Raw genomic sequence first — 14996 nt, 5'->3', positions numbered from 1 at the left:
GGTATTAACCCTGTTTTTATAATGACTGCGGCACTGCCTTGCGCTGCTTTGCTGCTGTTTTCCGGGTACCCTGCGCGCCATGTTCGCCGCCGTACAGGTAGGCGGCGATGACTTCGCTCAAGCGGGCCGCTTTTTCAACGTTTTTCCTGTTCGATACCATCAGCGCCACGGCCAGCGCCTCGATCATGGCCAGCGCCGTGCTGGCACTGCTGGGCAGAACGGGATGGGTACTTTGCGCATACAACACGTGATCGGCCAGTTCGGCCAGGGGCGAGGCGGGCGAATCGGTGAGCGCCACGATGCAGGCGCCGCGGTCGCGCGCGAAGCTGGCCAGGCCGATGCAGTCGAGCGTATAGCGGGGAAACGAAATCACCACCAGCACGTCGTGCGCCGTCAGGTTGACCAGGTGCCCGGCCGCCACTTCCGAGCCGCCGATGCCCACCACTTCCACCACATGCGGGCAAAACGGCTGCAGATGCTGCACCAGCATGCCGGCCAGGTTGGCCGACAGGCCAAAACCCATCACATACACCACCTTGGCGCGCGTCAGGCGCCGCACCACGGCCTGCACGGCGGGCGGCGACAGGGCATCGGATGTGGCGGCGATGTTCGCGGCCGCATATTCCAGGCTTTCCGTGACGGGCGACGTGGCGCGCGCGCGCCGCTCTATCGTGCGGCGCAGTTTGTCGACGGGCTGCAGCAGCGATTGCAAGGTTTCGGCCATGGCGCCGCGCATGGCCGAATAATTCTTCTGGCCGATATCGCGCGCGAAGCGGCTGATGGTGGCCGTCGATACCTGGCAGCTGTCGGCCAGTTCCTCGATGCCCAGCGCCGTCACCCGCATCTGGTTGCGCAGCAGGTAATCGGCGATCTGCCGCTGCGAAGCCGAACCGCTGGCCAGCACGTGCATCAGCGCCTGCCCCAGCGGAGACTGCGCGAAGGCGGCATCGGGCGCCGACAACGTGCCAACCCGTGGCGTATGGGGACTGCTGCGTGCAGGACTGGCGGATGCTTTCATATCACTGGCGGCCTGTATTCTTGGACACTGCGGATCACTGGCGGAAGGCGAAATCGGGTCGCTGGAACTTACTGTACTCATATCAAAAAGAAAACTCAACAAATATTTGTAAAAGGATTTTCATTGATTTACTTCGTGAAAATATTGCTACATAATCGACCGGAATCCATCAACCGCGCCCCGTTTTGGGGCGAATTCACCATGCAAGTACGACAGCATCCCATCTCCACCGCGCACGCCAGCGTAGCGTGCCAATTGAGCAGCTTCCACTTTGGCAGTGCGGCCGCCGCTAGCCGCAGCGGCAAGAAGGTGTACATCCAGGCGGCGCTGCATGCGGATGAAGTGCCGGGCATGCTGGTGTCGCAATTTTTACGCCGCGAGCTGCTGGCGCTGGAAGCGGCGGGCAAGGTGCATGGAGAAATCATCCTGGTGCCGGCCGCCAACCCGATCGGCCTGGCGCAAGCCATCCACGGCGCGCCGTTCGGCCGCTTCGACCTGACCACCGGCATCAACTTCAACCGCGCCTACCGCCACGTGGCCGATGAACTGAAAACCACGCTCGATGGCCTGCTGGGACAGGATGCGCAAGCCAACGTGGCGCTGATACGCGAACATGCGCGCGCCGCCGTCGCCGCCTGGCGGCCGGGCACGGATGCGGAAACGCTGAAGAAAACCCTGCTGGGCATGGCCATCGACGCCGACATCGTGCTCGACCTGCATTGCGACAACGAGGCGGCCCTGCACATTTATACGGGCACGCCGCTGGCCGCGCAGATCGCCCCCCTGTCCGCGTTGCTGGGCGCGCGCGCCGTGCTGCTAGAACTGGCGGCCGGTGAAGAACCGTTCGACGAAGCCTGCAGCCGATTATGGTGGGATCTCGACGCGCATTTCCAGGGCCGCTATCCGATTCCTGCCGCCTGCCTGTCGACCACGGTCGAGTTGCGCGGCGAAGTGGAAGTGAGCTACGCCCTGGCCGAACGCGACGCCACCGCCCTGCTGCGCTTTCTCGCCATCGAGGGCGTGCTGGAGATAGCCGGCGCCGGCGACGACCTGCCCGCGCCGCAATGCGAACCGACGCCGCTGGCCGGCGTGGAACCGATCCTTGCGCCGCATCATGGCGTGCTGGTCTACCTGCGCGAAATGGGCGACGTGCTGGCCGCCGGCGACGCCGTGGCCGACCTGATCGACCCCGTCAGCGGCGAGACGACAACCTTGCGCTGCACCGTGGCCGGCGTCTTTTTTGCGCGCAGCGCCCACCGCCACGTCCTGCGGGGCATGAACGTCGGCAAGGTCGCCGGCGCCGTCGCCTTCCGCGGCGGCAGCCTGCTGAGCCAATGACGCCATGAGAAAATTCAAGCTCCCCAATACCTTCGTCCTGCTGTGCGGCATCCTGGCCATGATCGCCCTGGCGACGTGGCTGGTGCCAGGCGGGAAATTCGACACGCAACTGGTGAACGGCAAGCAGCTGATCATCCCCGGTACGTTTCACTATGTCGACAACAAGCCGCAGGGGCTCGCCGCCCTGATGATGGCGCCCATCAAGGGCTTCGTCGACGCCAGCCTGATCATCGGCTTCGTGCTGATCGTCGGCGGCGCCTTCGCCGTGCTGCAAAAAACCGAAGCCTTCGATTCCCTGATCAAGGCCATCGCCAAGGCGCACACCAGTTCGCGCTTCGTGCGCGCCGCCATCATCCCCGTCTTCTTCACCATGTTTTCCTTGGGCGGCGCCACCTTCGGCATGAACGAGGAAGCGATTCCCTTCATCCTGATCTTCGTGCCGCTGGCGCTGGCTCTGGGCTATGACACCATCACGGGCGTGTCGATTCCCTTCATCGGCTCGCAGGTGGGCTTTTCCGCCGCCTTCCTGAACCCGTTCAATGTCGGCATCGCGCAGGGCATCGCCGGGGTGCCGATCTTTTCCGGCATCGGCTACCGCCTGATCGTGTGGGCCATCGCCACGGCGGTCAGCATCGTGTTTTTGATGTGGTATGCGGCGCGCATCAAGCGCCATCCGGAAAAAAGCCCGACCTACCTGCTCGACATCGAAAAGCGCAGCGAGCACACATTGGACCTGAACAGCTTTGCCGGCATGACGCGCACGCACCGCGCCGTGCTGTGGATTTTCATGGCGACCTTGCTGACGATGGTCGTCGGCGTCGTCAAATACGACTGGTTCATCGATGAAATCGCCGCCCTGTTCCTGGTGATGGCCATCGTCGTCGGCCTGGTCGGCCGGCTCGACATGGACAGCCTGGTGGCGTCGTTCGTGCAGGGCGCGCGCGACATGGTCAGCGTGGCGCTGGTCATCGCGCTGGCGCGCGGCACCATGATCCTGGCGCGCGACGCGCAAATCATCGACACCATGCTGCACGCATTGACGCCCCTGGTGGCCTCGTCGAGTCCCGTCTTCGCCGCACAAAAAATGTTCTTCATGCAGTCGGTGATCAACTTCTTCATCCATTCCGGCAGCGGCCAGGCCGCGCTGACGATGCCCATCATGGCGCCTCTGGCCGACCTGGTGGGCGTGACGCGCCAGACTGCCATCCTGGCCTTCCAGTTCGGCGAATTCACCACGCCGATGATCCCCACCTCCGGCATCACCGTCGGCGTGCTGGCGCTGGCGCGCGTGCCCTGGATTACGTGGGCCAAGTGGATGATCCCGCTGCAGCTGATTTACCTGGTGCTGGCGCTGCTGCTCTTGATTCCGCCCTGCCTGATGCACTGGCAATAACCACGGCCACGCGCCGTCGCCGTAGCGTTATTTGCGGTACGCCTGTCCGTAGGCATCATGGATGCCACCCTTTGCCCAGTCGGCCATCAGGTCGTAAAACCCGGGCGTGATAATGGTCGGCTTGCGCGTTCCATCGGGCGCCTGAGCGTAGCTGCGCATGCCGTGATCGGCCTGCGGGAAGAGGTAGACCGAGATGGCCTGGCCCTGGCCGCGCAACGCCGTCAGGCGCTCGATAGTGACAGCCGGCGGCGCTTGGCGGTCATCCTCTGCCAGGGCCCACAGCTGCGGCACCGTGACTTGCCGCGCGACCTGCACGGGATCGAGCGACCAGTCGATATCGAGCTTGTCGAACCGCGGTATGCCATTCTTGCGCAGCTCATCGGCCGGCATGCCCAGCAACACGCCCGTGTAGCCGCCCTTGATGAGGGCAAACCACGGCTCCTTGCCAAACTGCTGCTGGAATGCCGACAGGTCGTCCAAGCCATCCTTGTAGCCGGATTTGACGATTCTGGCCGTGATATCCGTCACCGTCCTGGCCTTCGCGATGACGTCGCCGCCATAACCCTTGTCCTGAAGTTCCCTGGCAACCTGCGCCGCATCCTGCTCCGTGATATCGGCCACCAGGCCATAGCCGATGCAGAGAAATTGCGCCTTGGCGCGCGCCTGCGCCAGCGGGGCAATCCAGCCGCCCTGGCTTACACCCATCAGGCCGAAGCGGCCGTAACGCCCTTGCGCCAGCCGTTTTGCTTCGCGCGACGCGGCCACCAGGTCATCGGCCAGGCGCGGAAAATTCTGCGTATATTCGCCTTCGGACAACCCGGTACCGCGCTTGTCATACACGAAAACGGACACGCCCCGTCCCACCATCTGATAAGGGTCGCGCGCGCGGTCGATCCAGCCGCTGCTTTCGGAACCATGGGCATACACGACCAGTGGCGTGTCCTTGCCGGCGCCCGGCGCTTCCATCAGGCGGCCCGCCAGCATGATGCCATGCGATTCAAAGCGCGTATCTGCTTCGGCCAAAGCCACTTTCGGCCAGCGCTCCTTGCCGTTGACAAGCACGGCGTCCTTTCCACACGCGAGCAGCACGCCGGCGTCCTGCGTGTTGCCGACTGTCCCGTTGCTGAAGGTGTAGCCGTAGCCTTTCGCCCCCTTGGTGAGGGCGACGAAGCCCGTCTGGTCCTGGCGAAAAATACCCGTCTCGCAAGGCGCCGGGCTGAATGCCTCCGGCATGGGCGCAGCAGTCGCCGAGAACGATACAGCAAGCAGAAGCCAGAAAAAATGTGAGGTCATGGGATCAGGGTCCGATAGGCAGTCTGTCGTGTTGCCGTCATCCTTACAGGGCGGCTTTTTCTTCGGCGCTCAGGCGCTTGGCGCTGACATACACGGTGTGCATGGTGGCTTGATCGGCGCTGGCGACCATGGATGCCGGCGCGGCGCGGAATTTCGGCACGGCGGCGGTGGCCAGGCTGGTGGCAGCGGCGATGGCGATGACGGCAACGAAGATGGCTTCCATGTTTTTAGCGATGTTCATGATGGTGTCCTTTGGGTGGCTGGTTGTCTGCTGCGATGATGGAACTGTAGGCGCATGGGCCGGCCATCTCCAGCGGCTTGCGACAAACCGCCAAAAAGAAGGGACAGAATACCAACCGGCCCGATGAAAGGCAGGAAGGCTGGCTGGCCGCCGTTCCCTGCGGCGGACAAGTCGCCGCATGCATTGCTTGCAGGGGTGCTACAAATGTCGCATGCTACATTTGTAGCCAACTCAACCATCAAGGAAAACGATGCTCTCATTCGCATGGAAGTGGACATGGGCCGGCCTGCTGTCTGCCGCCGCCCTGACAACACCGGCCGTCGCCGCCGATTTTGACGGCATGGTCAGCGTCGGCGGGCATCCGCTGCACGTGGCGCAGACTGGCGCCGGGCCGTATACCGTCGTCTTCGAGGCGGGCTTCGCCAGCGACCTGTCGGTATGGCGCAAGGTGGCGCCGGAGGTGGCGAAGAAAGCGGCGGTGCTGGTCTACTCGCGTGCCGGCTACGGCAAGTCGCCGGCGCGTCCCCAGCCACTCAGCATGGAACAAAGCGTCGCCGAGCTGGCCGATGTGCTGCGCCAGCGCAAGGTGGAAGGATCGTTGATCCTGGTGGGCCATTCCTATGGCGGCTTCCTGATCCGCTATTTCGCGGCGACGCATCCGCAGCAGGTCGCGGGTCTGGTCTTTGTCGACCCCGCGGATGAAGGCCTGGAAACCGTCCTCAAACGCCTCGATCCGGTGCGCTTGCAACAGGACCAGCGCATGCTCGCTGCCAGCATCCCGGCCAAGTGGCAGGGCGAGCTGCAGACCATCCAGGCCATCCTCGATGCGGGCAAGCTGCCGACGATGCCGGTGCTGCCCGACGTGCCGGCGGTGCTGCTCACGTCCGTGCAGGCGCGTGCCGATTCGGACTTTTTCCAGGAGACGCCAGCCATCGTCAAGATCAAGCGCGAGCGGCACGCCGCCTTCCTCAGCCAGTTTTCCAGCGGCGCGCACGTCTTCACGCCGAATAGCGGCCATGGCATCCAGATGCAGGAACCGGAACTGGTCGTTGCCGCCATCGGCCAGGTCATGACCCTGGCCACGCAGAGCGCCGCGCGCGTGGCCAGGGCGCAGGCCAGACAAAAACTGATGGGGGAACTGGAGCACAGCGCCGCCCTGCTGGGCAAGCAGCAGAACGACGCGGCCGCAAGCCGCATCGCGCTGGCGCTGCGGGACAGCGCCCTGAGCGAAGTGGAGATCAATACGCTGGGTTTCGACCTGCTGACCAGGGCGAAGCGCACGGCGCTGGCCACGCTGGTGCTGGCGTACAATAACCAGGCCCACGCGCAGTCCGACAATGCCGCGGACAGCTACGGCGAAGCCTTGCTGGCGGACGCTCGCCCTGCGGAAGCGCAGCGCCAGTTCACGCGGGCGCTTGCGCTGGGACAGGCCAACGGTGCACGCGAACAGGCAATGGCCGGCTACCGCCAGCATCTTTCACAAGCAGAGCAAGCATTGAAACAACCATGAAAAAAAATCCCGTATCCACAACAGGCGCCGACATGCGCGGACTGGAAGACCTGGCGCCGCGCGAACGCCAGGTCGTCGAATGCGTGTACCGGCTGCAGGAAGCCACCGCGTCGCAAATCCAGGAAGCACTGGGCCCGGACTTGAGCAATTCGGCGGTGCGCGCCATGCTGGCGCGCCTGGAAACGAAGGGCGTGCTGCAGCATCGCGTCGATGGCCAGCGCTATTTGTACAGCGCCGTGGCGCCGCAGGCGCAGGTGCGCGAGTCGGCGCTGAAAAAACTGGTCGGTACCTTTTTCAATAATTCCAAGGCCAGCGCCGCGACGGCCTTGCTCGGCATGTCCGGCGAACTGAGTGCGCAGGAGCTCGATGACCTCGAAGCGATGATCGCGAAGGCACGCCAGGAAGGCCGCTGATGGCGGGAACCGACCTCGCGCAGCTGCTGTTGAAGCATAGCGTGACGGTCGTGCTGCTGCTCTGCATGCTGCGCCTGCTGCACCGCGCATCGGCCTCGCGCCGCGTGTTTGCCACGCGCTGCGGCCTGGTGGCGCTGCTGTTGCTGCCCTTGTTCTGGCTATGGCTGCCGCAGCTGCCCATGCGCATGCCGCTGGCCCTGTCGGCCCTGCTCGATCCTCCGCTGCGCATCCCCATCAGCGTGACGACGGTCGCGCTGCCCGACATCGAGGCAGCCGTGGCTGCCCCGGCACGTGCCGCATGGCTGGGCCGCTGGCTGCTGGCCGCGTATGCCGTCGGCGTGGCATGCCACCTGCTGCGCCTGGCGCTGAACCTGGCGCGCTTGCGCCAGGCGAGCGTCGCCGCACAGGTGCTCGAAGCGCCGGCATGGACAACGGCCCTGCAAAGGCTGCATCGGTCGCTGGGGCTGCGCCGCGCCGTGCGCCTGCTGGTCTCCGATACGGCCGCATCGCCATACAGCTGGGGCTGGCATCATCCCGTCATCGTGCTGGACCGGCACAGCGCCGGCTACGCACAGGCCGATGCCGTGCTGGCCCACGAACTGGCGCATATCCGCGCCCATGACTGGCCCATGCTGCTGCTGGCGCGCGTGCTGCTTGCCCTGTACTGGTGGCACCCGCTGATGTATCCGCTGTTGCGCATGTTCGAACACGATACGGAATGCGCTGCCGATGATGCGGTGCTGGCTGCCGGCGCCACGCCATCGCGTTATGCCCACACCCTGCTCACCGTGTCGCGCCAGGCTTTCGGCGCAGGACCGGCAGGCAAGCCGGCAACTGGCATGGCCAATCGCATTGCCAGCCGCGGCGCCATGCTGGGCGCACGCATCGCGGCGCTGCTGGAAGCCCATCGCCCGCGCGGGCGCGTCACGCTGCGTCAATGGTGGAGCGGCATGCTGGCAAGCGTGGCGCTGGTGTGCGTGATCGGCAGTATCACGCTGCAAGGGGAGCGGGTGCTGTAGCCGGACAGCCTGCTGCCGGGCTCCGACAGCCGGCAGCAAGACCCGGTCGCCTTGCTGCAAGCGCTCGACAATCCGAATTTCACCCAACTTGCCAGCGCGATGCGCGCCAGGGACTACACGCTGCGCCATGCGGCCGAGACGGAATCGTTCCACCAGCGCGCCGCCATACCGGCGCTGCTGCTGGCCTTGCGCGACCCGCAGCCTGTCGTACGCCAGCTTGCCGTCTGGGCCTTCGGTGAAATGCGTTTTACGGAAACGGCACCCGCCGTGGCGGCGCTGCTGGCCGATCGCGACGCCGCGGTGCGCGCCGAAGCTGCCGCCGCGTTGGGCGACATGGGCGAGCGGCGCTGGCTGGCGCCGATGATCGCCATGCTGGGCGATCAGGACGCCGTGGTGCGCCGTCGCGTGGCGCATGCGCTGGGCGACTTGCAAGCCGGCGCCGCCATTCCCATGCTGCAAAGCCGCTTGCATGACCCCGTCCCCGACGTGGCCAGCGAGGCGCGCTGGGCGCTGGACGAAATGCGCTAGGCGTGGCTGTCCGCTGCCGCCGGCGCGATGCCGACGGCCCGTGAGGGCTAACGCGTGAAAGTAGGCTGCTTGGCTGGAGGCGTACGTTCCGCCTGTCGTTATGCTGTGTTGCGTATTGCTGCTGTCACCTGGGCTGGAGCGAACCGGGGGTACCGTCCGTTCGAATGGCCCGTGATGGGAAACTGCAAGGTACTGCTACTGCCTGCATGGCATGGCATGGCATGGCATGGCATGGCCGCGCTTACAGGGCGGCTTTTTCTTCGGCGCTCAAGCGCTTGGCGCTGACGTACACGGTGTGCATGGTGACTTGCTCGGCACTGGCCGCAACGGGTGCCGGCGCGGCGCGGAACTTCGGCACGGCGGCGGTAGCCAGGCTGGTGGCGGCGGCGATGGCGATGATGGCGACGAAGATGGCTTCCATGTTTTTAGCGATGTTCATGATGATGTCCTTTGGGTGGCTGGTTGTGTGCTGCGATGATTGAACTGTAGGCCGATCCCCCCTGAACCGCCATCGGATTGCGACCAAACGCACGATTCGCGGGACAGAATACAAAAAGCCCGGATGGAACGCACAACGTGCCCGCGCCGTGGCATTTGAGGCTTGCCAGCCCCATTCCTGGCCATTTCAGCGCCCTGCAAGCCCCTAAAAGCCCTACCGCCGGCCAACCTTGTTTATAATCGCCCTACACTAAAGGACTTCTTTCATGACTGATCAATTCTCCAAAAAGGGCGAAGCCTGGTCGGCCCGGTTTTCCGAACCGGTCTCGGACCTCGTCAAGCGCTACACAGCTTCTGTATTTTTTGACAAGCGCCTGGCGCTGTTCGACATCGAAGGTTCGCTGGCCCATGCGGAAATGCTGCATGCGCAAGCCATCATCAGCCCGGCCGACTACGCGGAAATCCAGCGCGGCATGGCGCAAATCTCGCAGGAAATCGCCGCCGGCCAGTTCGAATGGCTGCTGGACCTGGAAGATGTCCACCTGAATATTGAAAAACGCCTGACCGAACTGGTAGGCGATGCGGGCAAGCGCTTGCACACGGGCCGTTCGCGCAACGACCAAGTGGCGACCGACATTCGCCTGTACGTGCGCTCCGCCATCGACGACATCACCACCCTGCTGGCGACGTTCCGCAGCGCGCTGACGGACCTGGCCGAACAGCATGCCGACACCATCATGCCGGGCTTTACCCACATGCAGGTGGCCCAGCCGATCACCTTCGGCCACCACATGCTGGCGTATGTCGAGATGTTCGGCCGCGACGCCGAACGCATGGCCGACTGCCGCAAGCGCGTCAACCGCCTGCCGCTGGGCGCCGCCGCCCTGGCCGGCACCACCTTCCCCATCGACCGCCTGCGCGTGGCCAGGACGCTGGGCTTTGACGACGTGTGCCACAACTCGCTCGACGCCGTGTCGGACCGCGATTTCGCCATCGAATTTTGCGCCGCCTCCGCCGTGCTGATGATGCACGTGTCGCGCATGGCCGAAGAACTGGTGATCTGGATGAGCCCACGCATCGGCTTCATCGACATCGCCGACCGCTTCTGCACCGGCTCGTCGATCATGCCGCAAAAGAAAAACCCGGACGTGCCGGAACTGGCGCGTGGCAAGACGGGTCGCGTGTATGGTCACCTGACTGGCCTGCTGACCCTGATGAAAGGCCAGCCGCTGGCCTACAACAAGGACAACCAGGAAGACAAGGAACCGCTGTTCGACACCGTCGACACCGTCATCGACACCCTGCGCATCTTCGCCGACATGGCCGGCGGCATCACGGTGAAACCGGAAGCGATGCGCGCGGCAGCCCTGCAGGGTTATGCCACGGCGACCGACCTGGCCGACTACCTGGTCAAGAAAGGCTTGCCATTCCGCGACGCGCATGAAGCGGTGGCCCTGGCCGTGCGCGCCTGCGTCGACGCCGGCTGCGACCTAGCCGACCTGTCTTTGGAGCAGCTGCGCGCGTTTTCCCCGCTGACGGACGAAGACGTGTTTGCCGTGCTGACCCTGGAAGGCTCTGTCGCCGCGCGCGACCACGTGGGCGGCACCGCGCCACGCCAGGTACGCGCCGCGATCGCCCGCGTGCGTACGCAACTGGAAAAATAAACGGGCTGCGTCCCGCCAACGCCCCGCTGCATCGCCGCAGCGGGGCGTTTTTCATTGGGCGACGATTTTCGACAGCACGGCAAAGGCGGCCCCCGTCTGCGATGCTTCCAGCAGCAAGGTCAGCTCCGTGTAGGTGCAGATGATGTTGATCAGGTTGATGCGCTCCCACGCCAGGCGCTTGAGGATGGCGTGATACACGCCCGGCGTATAGCAGGTTTCAGGCGCCAGGTGCAAGGTCACGGCCGTCACGCGCTCGAGGCGCGCCAGCTCCTGCTCTTCGCCGAAAACCTCTTCCACCAGCGCATGCAGGCTGCGGCTGCAGATCACCATCACCTCGTTGACGCCGCGCGTGACGGTAATGAACGTGCCCCGCTGGGGCGCGGCCAGCGCCAGCAACTGGCGCTGGCAGGCATACGTCTGGTCGGAGTAACGGTAGGTAAAAATCATCAGTTCGCTGCGCGTGGACAGTTCTCCCGCACGGTGCGCCAGCACGATCTCGCCGCTTTTCTGCTGCGGCATGCGTTCGGCCAGGCGGCGCAGCGCCATCACCACGGCGGCCTGGCCCACCGGTTTCCATAAATCGCTCTGCAATTGCGGCTGCAGCTGGCGCGCCAGTTCCGACAGGTTGAGCAAGCCCCGGCCCAGTCCCTCGCTGAGAAAGGCCGATTCCATCACGATCTGTTCCACTTTGGTCGCTATCGAAAGCATAGTTCGTCGGGCCGGTGATTCCGGTGCACGCACCAGGAGCCGGCAACCCTTCCTGAAAAAAGGATGCACTGCGCCAGCGGCCGCACCGGGCGGCGCGGTCGGACTCGCTGAAAAGCCCCCCTCGCGGGGGAAGGGCCGGTTGGCGGCGGCTAGGAAGGCGGATGCAGCATGAATGCCGCTCCAGAGGGGAAATGGCTGAAACCAACAGCAGAAAACAGAACTGACGTCATGTGAAACTCCCGATTTTTTTCCCGATGCGCTGTATCTGGACGCGGTCATTGCCGCGTGCGCTTTTTTTGTCTTCGCGTGATCCGCTGGGGACCACATGAAGAGCTAGTGTAGATCGCAACATTTAAAAAATGCAACAGTGTTTTTCCAACAGAGCGCTCCATTAGGGGAAGTAGTCCAAAACAAAAGTTGCAGCTTGTGGTAGATCAAACTTTCCAACGATACAGGGCTGATAAATGTTCAATTCTTAACAAAAATTCGCGTAGTGACCCATTTCTTGAATTTTTTGACATGGCGATCTCGACAAGTTTAGTGTCCCCCTACCCGGCGTCATGCCACCACAAAACGGCAGGCTATCCGCCCGCCGCCAGGCACGCCGGGGTGGCCATCAGGCATCGCGGCCAGCTCATTCACCATTTCCTTAACCGATACCATGGAGCAGAAATGAATTTACGTTTGACGATAGTTGCCGCATCCATCGCCGCCCTGCCGCTGATGGCCACCACGGCAGATGCCGCCTCGCCGCTGCCACAGACCCTGATGGCCGCCCCGGTCAGCCTGGCCTCTCCACAAGAGAACGCCAGCCTGGTCAACAAGCTGGCCGCGCAGGCACGCAGCCGCGGCCTGAATACCGAGCATGGCTTTGCCGTCGGCGCCCAGCATCCGGGCGTCAGCGGCACGCGTGTGAGCCGCGTACAGCACACCTACAAGGGCTTGCCCGTCTTCGGTTCCGAGACGGTCGTGGTCAGCAACAACGCCGGCGACATCGTCAGCGAATCCGTGTCGGACCGCGCTTCCGGCCTCGGTAGCGGCGGCGTCAATTCCGTCACCCGCAGCGCCACCACCGATATCGACACCACGCCGGCCGTCAGCGCCGCCGCCGCCATCGCCGCCGCCGTGAAAAGCATCGGCGTGCCGGCCGTCGACCACGTGCCGCCGCATGCGCAACTGCTGATCTACCCCGTGATGAAAACGGTGCGCGTGGCCGGCGCCGAGAACAAGTCGGAAGCCGCGCTGAACGCCCTTGACGTGCAGGACGTGGTCGACCACTACGAGCTGGCCTACCTGGTGCAGACGCGCATGATCAGCGGTAACAAGCCCGTCTACTACGACACCGTCGTCAGCGCCAAGGATGGCCGCATCCTGCGCCAGTGGAAAGCCCTGAAAACCGTGGCCGGCATCGGCAACAGCCAGTACAACGGCCAGGTACCGCTCAACACCACGCTCACGGGCAGCACCTACACCATGAAAGACCCCAGCCGCGGTACCGGCGGCAGCTTCGGCGGCATGGCCATCACGAATGCCAACCACGGCACCACCTCGGGCAGCGTGTACAGCAGCACCAGCAATACCTGGGGCGACGGCCAGCAATACATCAACGGCGGCAGCACCACCAACGCCAACGGCCAGACGGCGGCCGTGAACGCGATGTGGGGCCTGATGAACACCTACGACACGCACAAGAATGTGCTGGGCTGGTCCAGTCTGGACGGCAACAACACGGCCACCCACATCGCCGCCCACGTCAACACGGCCTACGACAACGCCTACTACGACAGCAGCTGCAAGTGCATGTACATCGGCGACGGCGGCAGCTCGTTCAACAACCTCGGTTCCATCGACGTGATCGGCCACGAAATGGGCCACGGCATCACGGACGCTACCTCAGGCCTGATCTACTCGCAAGAGTCGGGCGGCTTGAACGAATCGAGCTCCGACATCGCCGGCGAGATGGTGGAAGCCTATGCGCGCGCCGGCGGCACGGGCACCAGCATCCCCAACACGGGCAACGATTGGATGACGGGCAAGGAAATCGCCAAGAATGGCCAGCCGCTGCGTTGGCTGTACAAGCCAAGCAAGGATGGCAGCAGCCCGAATGCGTGGAGCAGCACCATCAAGAACCTCGACGTCCACTACAGCAGCGGTCCGAACAACCGCATGTTCTACTTCCTGTCGCAAGGTTCGAACTCCACGTCCAGCAGCGACTACTACAGCTCCTACCTGAACAAGAGCCCGCTGGCCATGACCGGTATCGGCAGCGACAAGGCATACCGCATCTGGTTCAAGGCCGCCACCACCAAGTTCACCTCGTCGACCAACTACGCCGATGCGCGCAACAAGGTGCTGCAGGCAGCCGAGGAACTGTATGGCGTGGGCAGCGCCGAGGCTATCGCCGTCAAGCGCGCGTATGCGGCCATCAACGTGGGCGCCGACGTCGATGAATCGACCACGGGCGGCGCGGTGACCATCACCAGCCAGCCGGCCAGCATCACCGTCGCACCGGGCGCCATCGCCTCGTTCGCCGTGGGCGCGGGCGGCGGCACGGCGCCGTACACCTACAAGTGGTACCGCAACGGCGCCGTGATCAGCGGCGCCACGTCGCCTGCCTACAGCTTCACGACCGTGGCGGCCGATAGCGGCGCCGTGTTCAAGGCCACGGTGACGGATTCGTCCTCGCCCGCCGTGACGGCCACGTCGAACAACGCCACGCTGACGGTGGGCACGAGCAGCGCCACCGAACGCGTGACGAACGGCGGCTTCGAGTCCGGCGCCACGGGCTGGAGCGGCACCACGGGCGCTATCGGCACCTTCACGGGCCAAACCGCATACGAAGGCACGCAGTATGCCTGGCTGGGCGGCAATGGCGCCACAGCCAGCGAATCGCTGACGCAAAGCGTGGCCATTCCGGCCGCCGCCACGTCCGCCAGCTTGAGCTTCGCGCTGCACATCGACACGGCTGAAACAGGCAATACCGTGTACGACAAGCTGGTCGTCACCGTGAAGAACAGCGCCGGCACGGTGCTGGGCACCCTGGCCACGTATTCGAACGTGAACAAGGCAGCCGGCTACCAGATCCGTACGTTTGACCTGATCGCCTACAAGGGCCAGACCGTGCAGATCTCGTTCGCCGCGACCGAGGACGCATCGCTGCAAACCTCGTTCGTGATCGACAAGGTCAGCCTGGTTACCCAGTAAGCGGCTGAACATGCGGGCAAGCCATCGATACAAGGCTTGCCCGCACAGCACGATTGATTTTCTGGCAATTACAGTCTACCCTGAGGCAGTAATTGCATCTTGCCTGCTGCCGGTACCCGCGACGAATTGAACTTTTTTTAGATTGTTCCTGACCGATGCCTACTTCGACCTTGTCCGCACGCGCTTTCCCCCATTCCAGCCTGTCCATTTTTACGCCTGCCACCATGCT

At 64.1% G+C, this 14996-nt stretch carries 13 protein-coding genes; 8 read left to right on the top strand and 5 right to left on the bottom strand.

What is annotated here, in order from left to right; all coding sequences use genetic code 11:
• Window positions 1–16 precede the first annotated feature (16 nt).
• Complete coding sequence (locus tag CLU94_RS17005) at window positions 17–1018, bottom strand: MurR/RpiR family transcriptional regulator (RefSeq protein WP_099666475.1); 1002 nt, start codon at window positions 1016–1018, stop codon at window positions 17–19.
• Between the two features lie 201 nt (window positions 1019–1219).
• Here CLU94_RS17005 and CLU94_RS17000 point away from each other — a divergent pair, with 201 nt between their 5' ends.
• Together CLU94_RS17000 and CLU94_RS16995 are read left to right on the top strand one after the other, a co-directional pair.
• The gene (locus CLU94_RS17000; RefSeq protein WP_099668358.1) at window positions 1220–2356 is read left to right on the top strand and encodes a succinylglutamate desuccinylase/aspartoacylase family protein; all 1137 of its coding nucleotides are present in this window, start codon (window positions 1220–1222) and stop codon (window positions 2354–2356) included.
• Window positions 2357–2360: 4 nt separating this feature from the next.
• On the top strand, window positions 2361–3749 hold the full coding sequence (locus CLU94_RS16995; protein ID WP_083299835.1) for a YfcC family protein: 1389 nt from the start codon (window positions 2361–2363) through the stop codon (window positions 3747–3749).
• A 27-nt stretch (window positions 3750–3776) separates the two neighbouring features.
• On the opposite strand, the gene CLU94_RS16990 is transcribed toward CLU94_RS16995, so the two are convergent.
• Together CLU94_RS16990 and CLU94_RS16985 are read right to left on the bottom strand one after the other, a co-directional pair.
• Complete coding sequence (locus tag CLU94_RS16990; protein ID WP_180278685.1) at window positions 3777–4982, bottom strand: alpha/beta hydrolase family protein; 1206 nt, start codon at window positions 4980–4982, stop codon at window positions 3777–3779.
• 103 nt (window positions 4983–5085) lie between these two features.
• Window positions 5086–5283 (bottom strand): hypothetical protein, encoded by a 198-nt coding sequence (locus CLU94_RS16985; RefSeq protein ID WP_099666473.1) that lies wholly within the window; start codon window positions 5281–5283, stop codon window positions 5086–5088.
• Window positions 5284–5533: 250 nt separating this feature from the next.
• Between CLU94_RS16985 and CLU94_RS16980 the strand changes: the two genes are divergently transcribed.
• Genes CLU94_RS16980 through CLU94_RS16965 form a run of 4 tightly spaced genes read left to right on the top strand, consistent with a single transcriptional unit; the run spans window position 5534 to window position 8753 of the window.
• A complete protein-coding gene (locus CLU94_RS16980; protein WP_099666472.1) occupies window positions 5534–6793 on the top strand; it encodes an alpha/beta fold hydrolase in 1260 nt (419 codons plus the stop codon).
• Window positions 6790–7206: a BlaI/MecI/CopY family transcriptional regulator gene (locus CLU94_RS16975; RefSeq protein ID WP_099666471.1), complete on the top strand. Its 417-nt coding sequence runs from the start codon at window positions 6790–6792 to the stop codon at window positions 7204–7206. Before CLU94_RS16980 ends, CLU94_RS16975 begins: the two co-directional genes overlap by 4 nt.
• Entirely contained in the window at window positions 7206–8225 is a 1020-nt protein-coding gene (locus CLU94_RS16970) for a M56 family metallopeptidase (protein ID WP_099666470.1), read from the top strand. Before CLU94_RS16975 ends, CLU94_RS16970 begins: the two co-directional genes overlap by 1 nt.
• Window positions 8226–8276: 51 nt before the next feature.
• The gene (locus tag CLU94_RS16965) at window positions 8277–8753 is read left to right on the top strand and encodes a HEAT repeat domain-containing protein (RefSeq protein ID WP_099666469.1); all 477 of its coding nucleotides are present in this window, start codon (window positions 8277–8279) and stop codon (window positions 8751–8753) included.
• A gap of 241 nt (window positions 8754–8994) precedes the next feature.
• On the opposite strand, the gene CLU94_RS16960 is transcribed toward CLU94_RS16965, so the two are convergent.
• The gene (locus tag CLU94_RS16960) at window positions 8995–9192 is read right to left on the bottom strand and encodes a hypothetical protein (RefSeq protein WP_099666468.1); all 198 of its coding nucleotides are present in this window, start codon (window positions 9190–9192) and stop codon (window positions 8995–8997) included.
• A 265-nt stretch (window positions 9193–9457) separates the two neighbouring features.
• Between CLU94_RS16960 and argH the strand changes: the two genes are divergently transcribed.
• Window positions 9458–10855 (top strand): argininosuccinate lyase, encoded by a 1398-nt coding sequence (argH, locus tag CLU94_RS16955; protein ID WP_099666467.1) that lies wholly within the window; start codon window positions 9458–9460, stop codon window positions 10853–10855.
• Window positions 10856–10906: 51 nt separating this feature from the next.
• Here the strand turns inward: argH and CLU94_RS16950 are convergent, their stop codons facing one another.
• Window positions 10907–11563 (bottom strand): hypothetical protein, encoded by a 657-nt coding sequence (locus CLU94_RS16950; protein WP_099666466.1) that lies wholly within the window; start codon window positions 11561–11563, stop codon window positions 10907–10909.
• Between the two features lie 672 nt (window positions 11564–12235).
• On the opposite strand from CLU94_RS16950, the gene CLU94_RS16945 reads away from it, so the two are divergent.
• Complete coding sequence (locus tag CLU94_RS16945) at window positions 12236–14767, top strand: M4 family metallopeptidase (protein WP_099666465.1); 2532 nt, start codon at window positions 12236–12238, stop codon at window positions 14765–14767.
• Window positions 14768–14996 lie beyond the last annotated feature (229 nt).

The sequence above is a fragment of the Janthinobacterium sp. 13 genome (assembly GCF_002749695.1).
Lineage (GTDB): Bacteria > Pseudomonadota > Gammaproteobacteria > Burkholderiales > Burkholderiaceae_D > Janthinobacterium > Janthinobacterium kumbetense.
The sequence above is the reverse complement of the archived record's forward strand: the minus strand, read 5'-3'. Positions and strand labels throughout refer to the sequence as shown.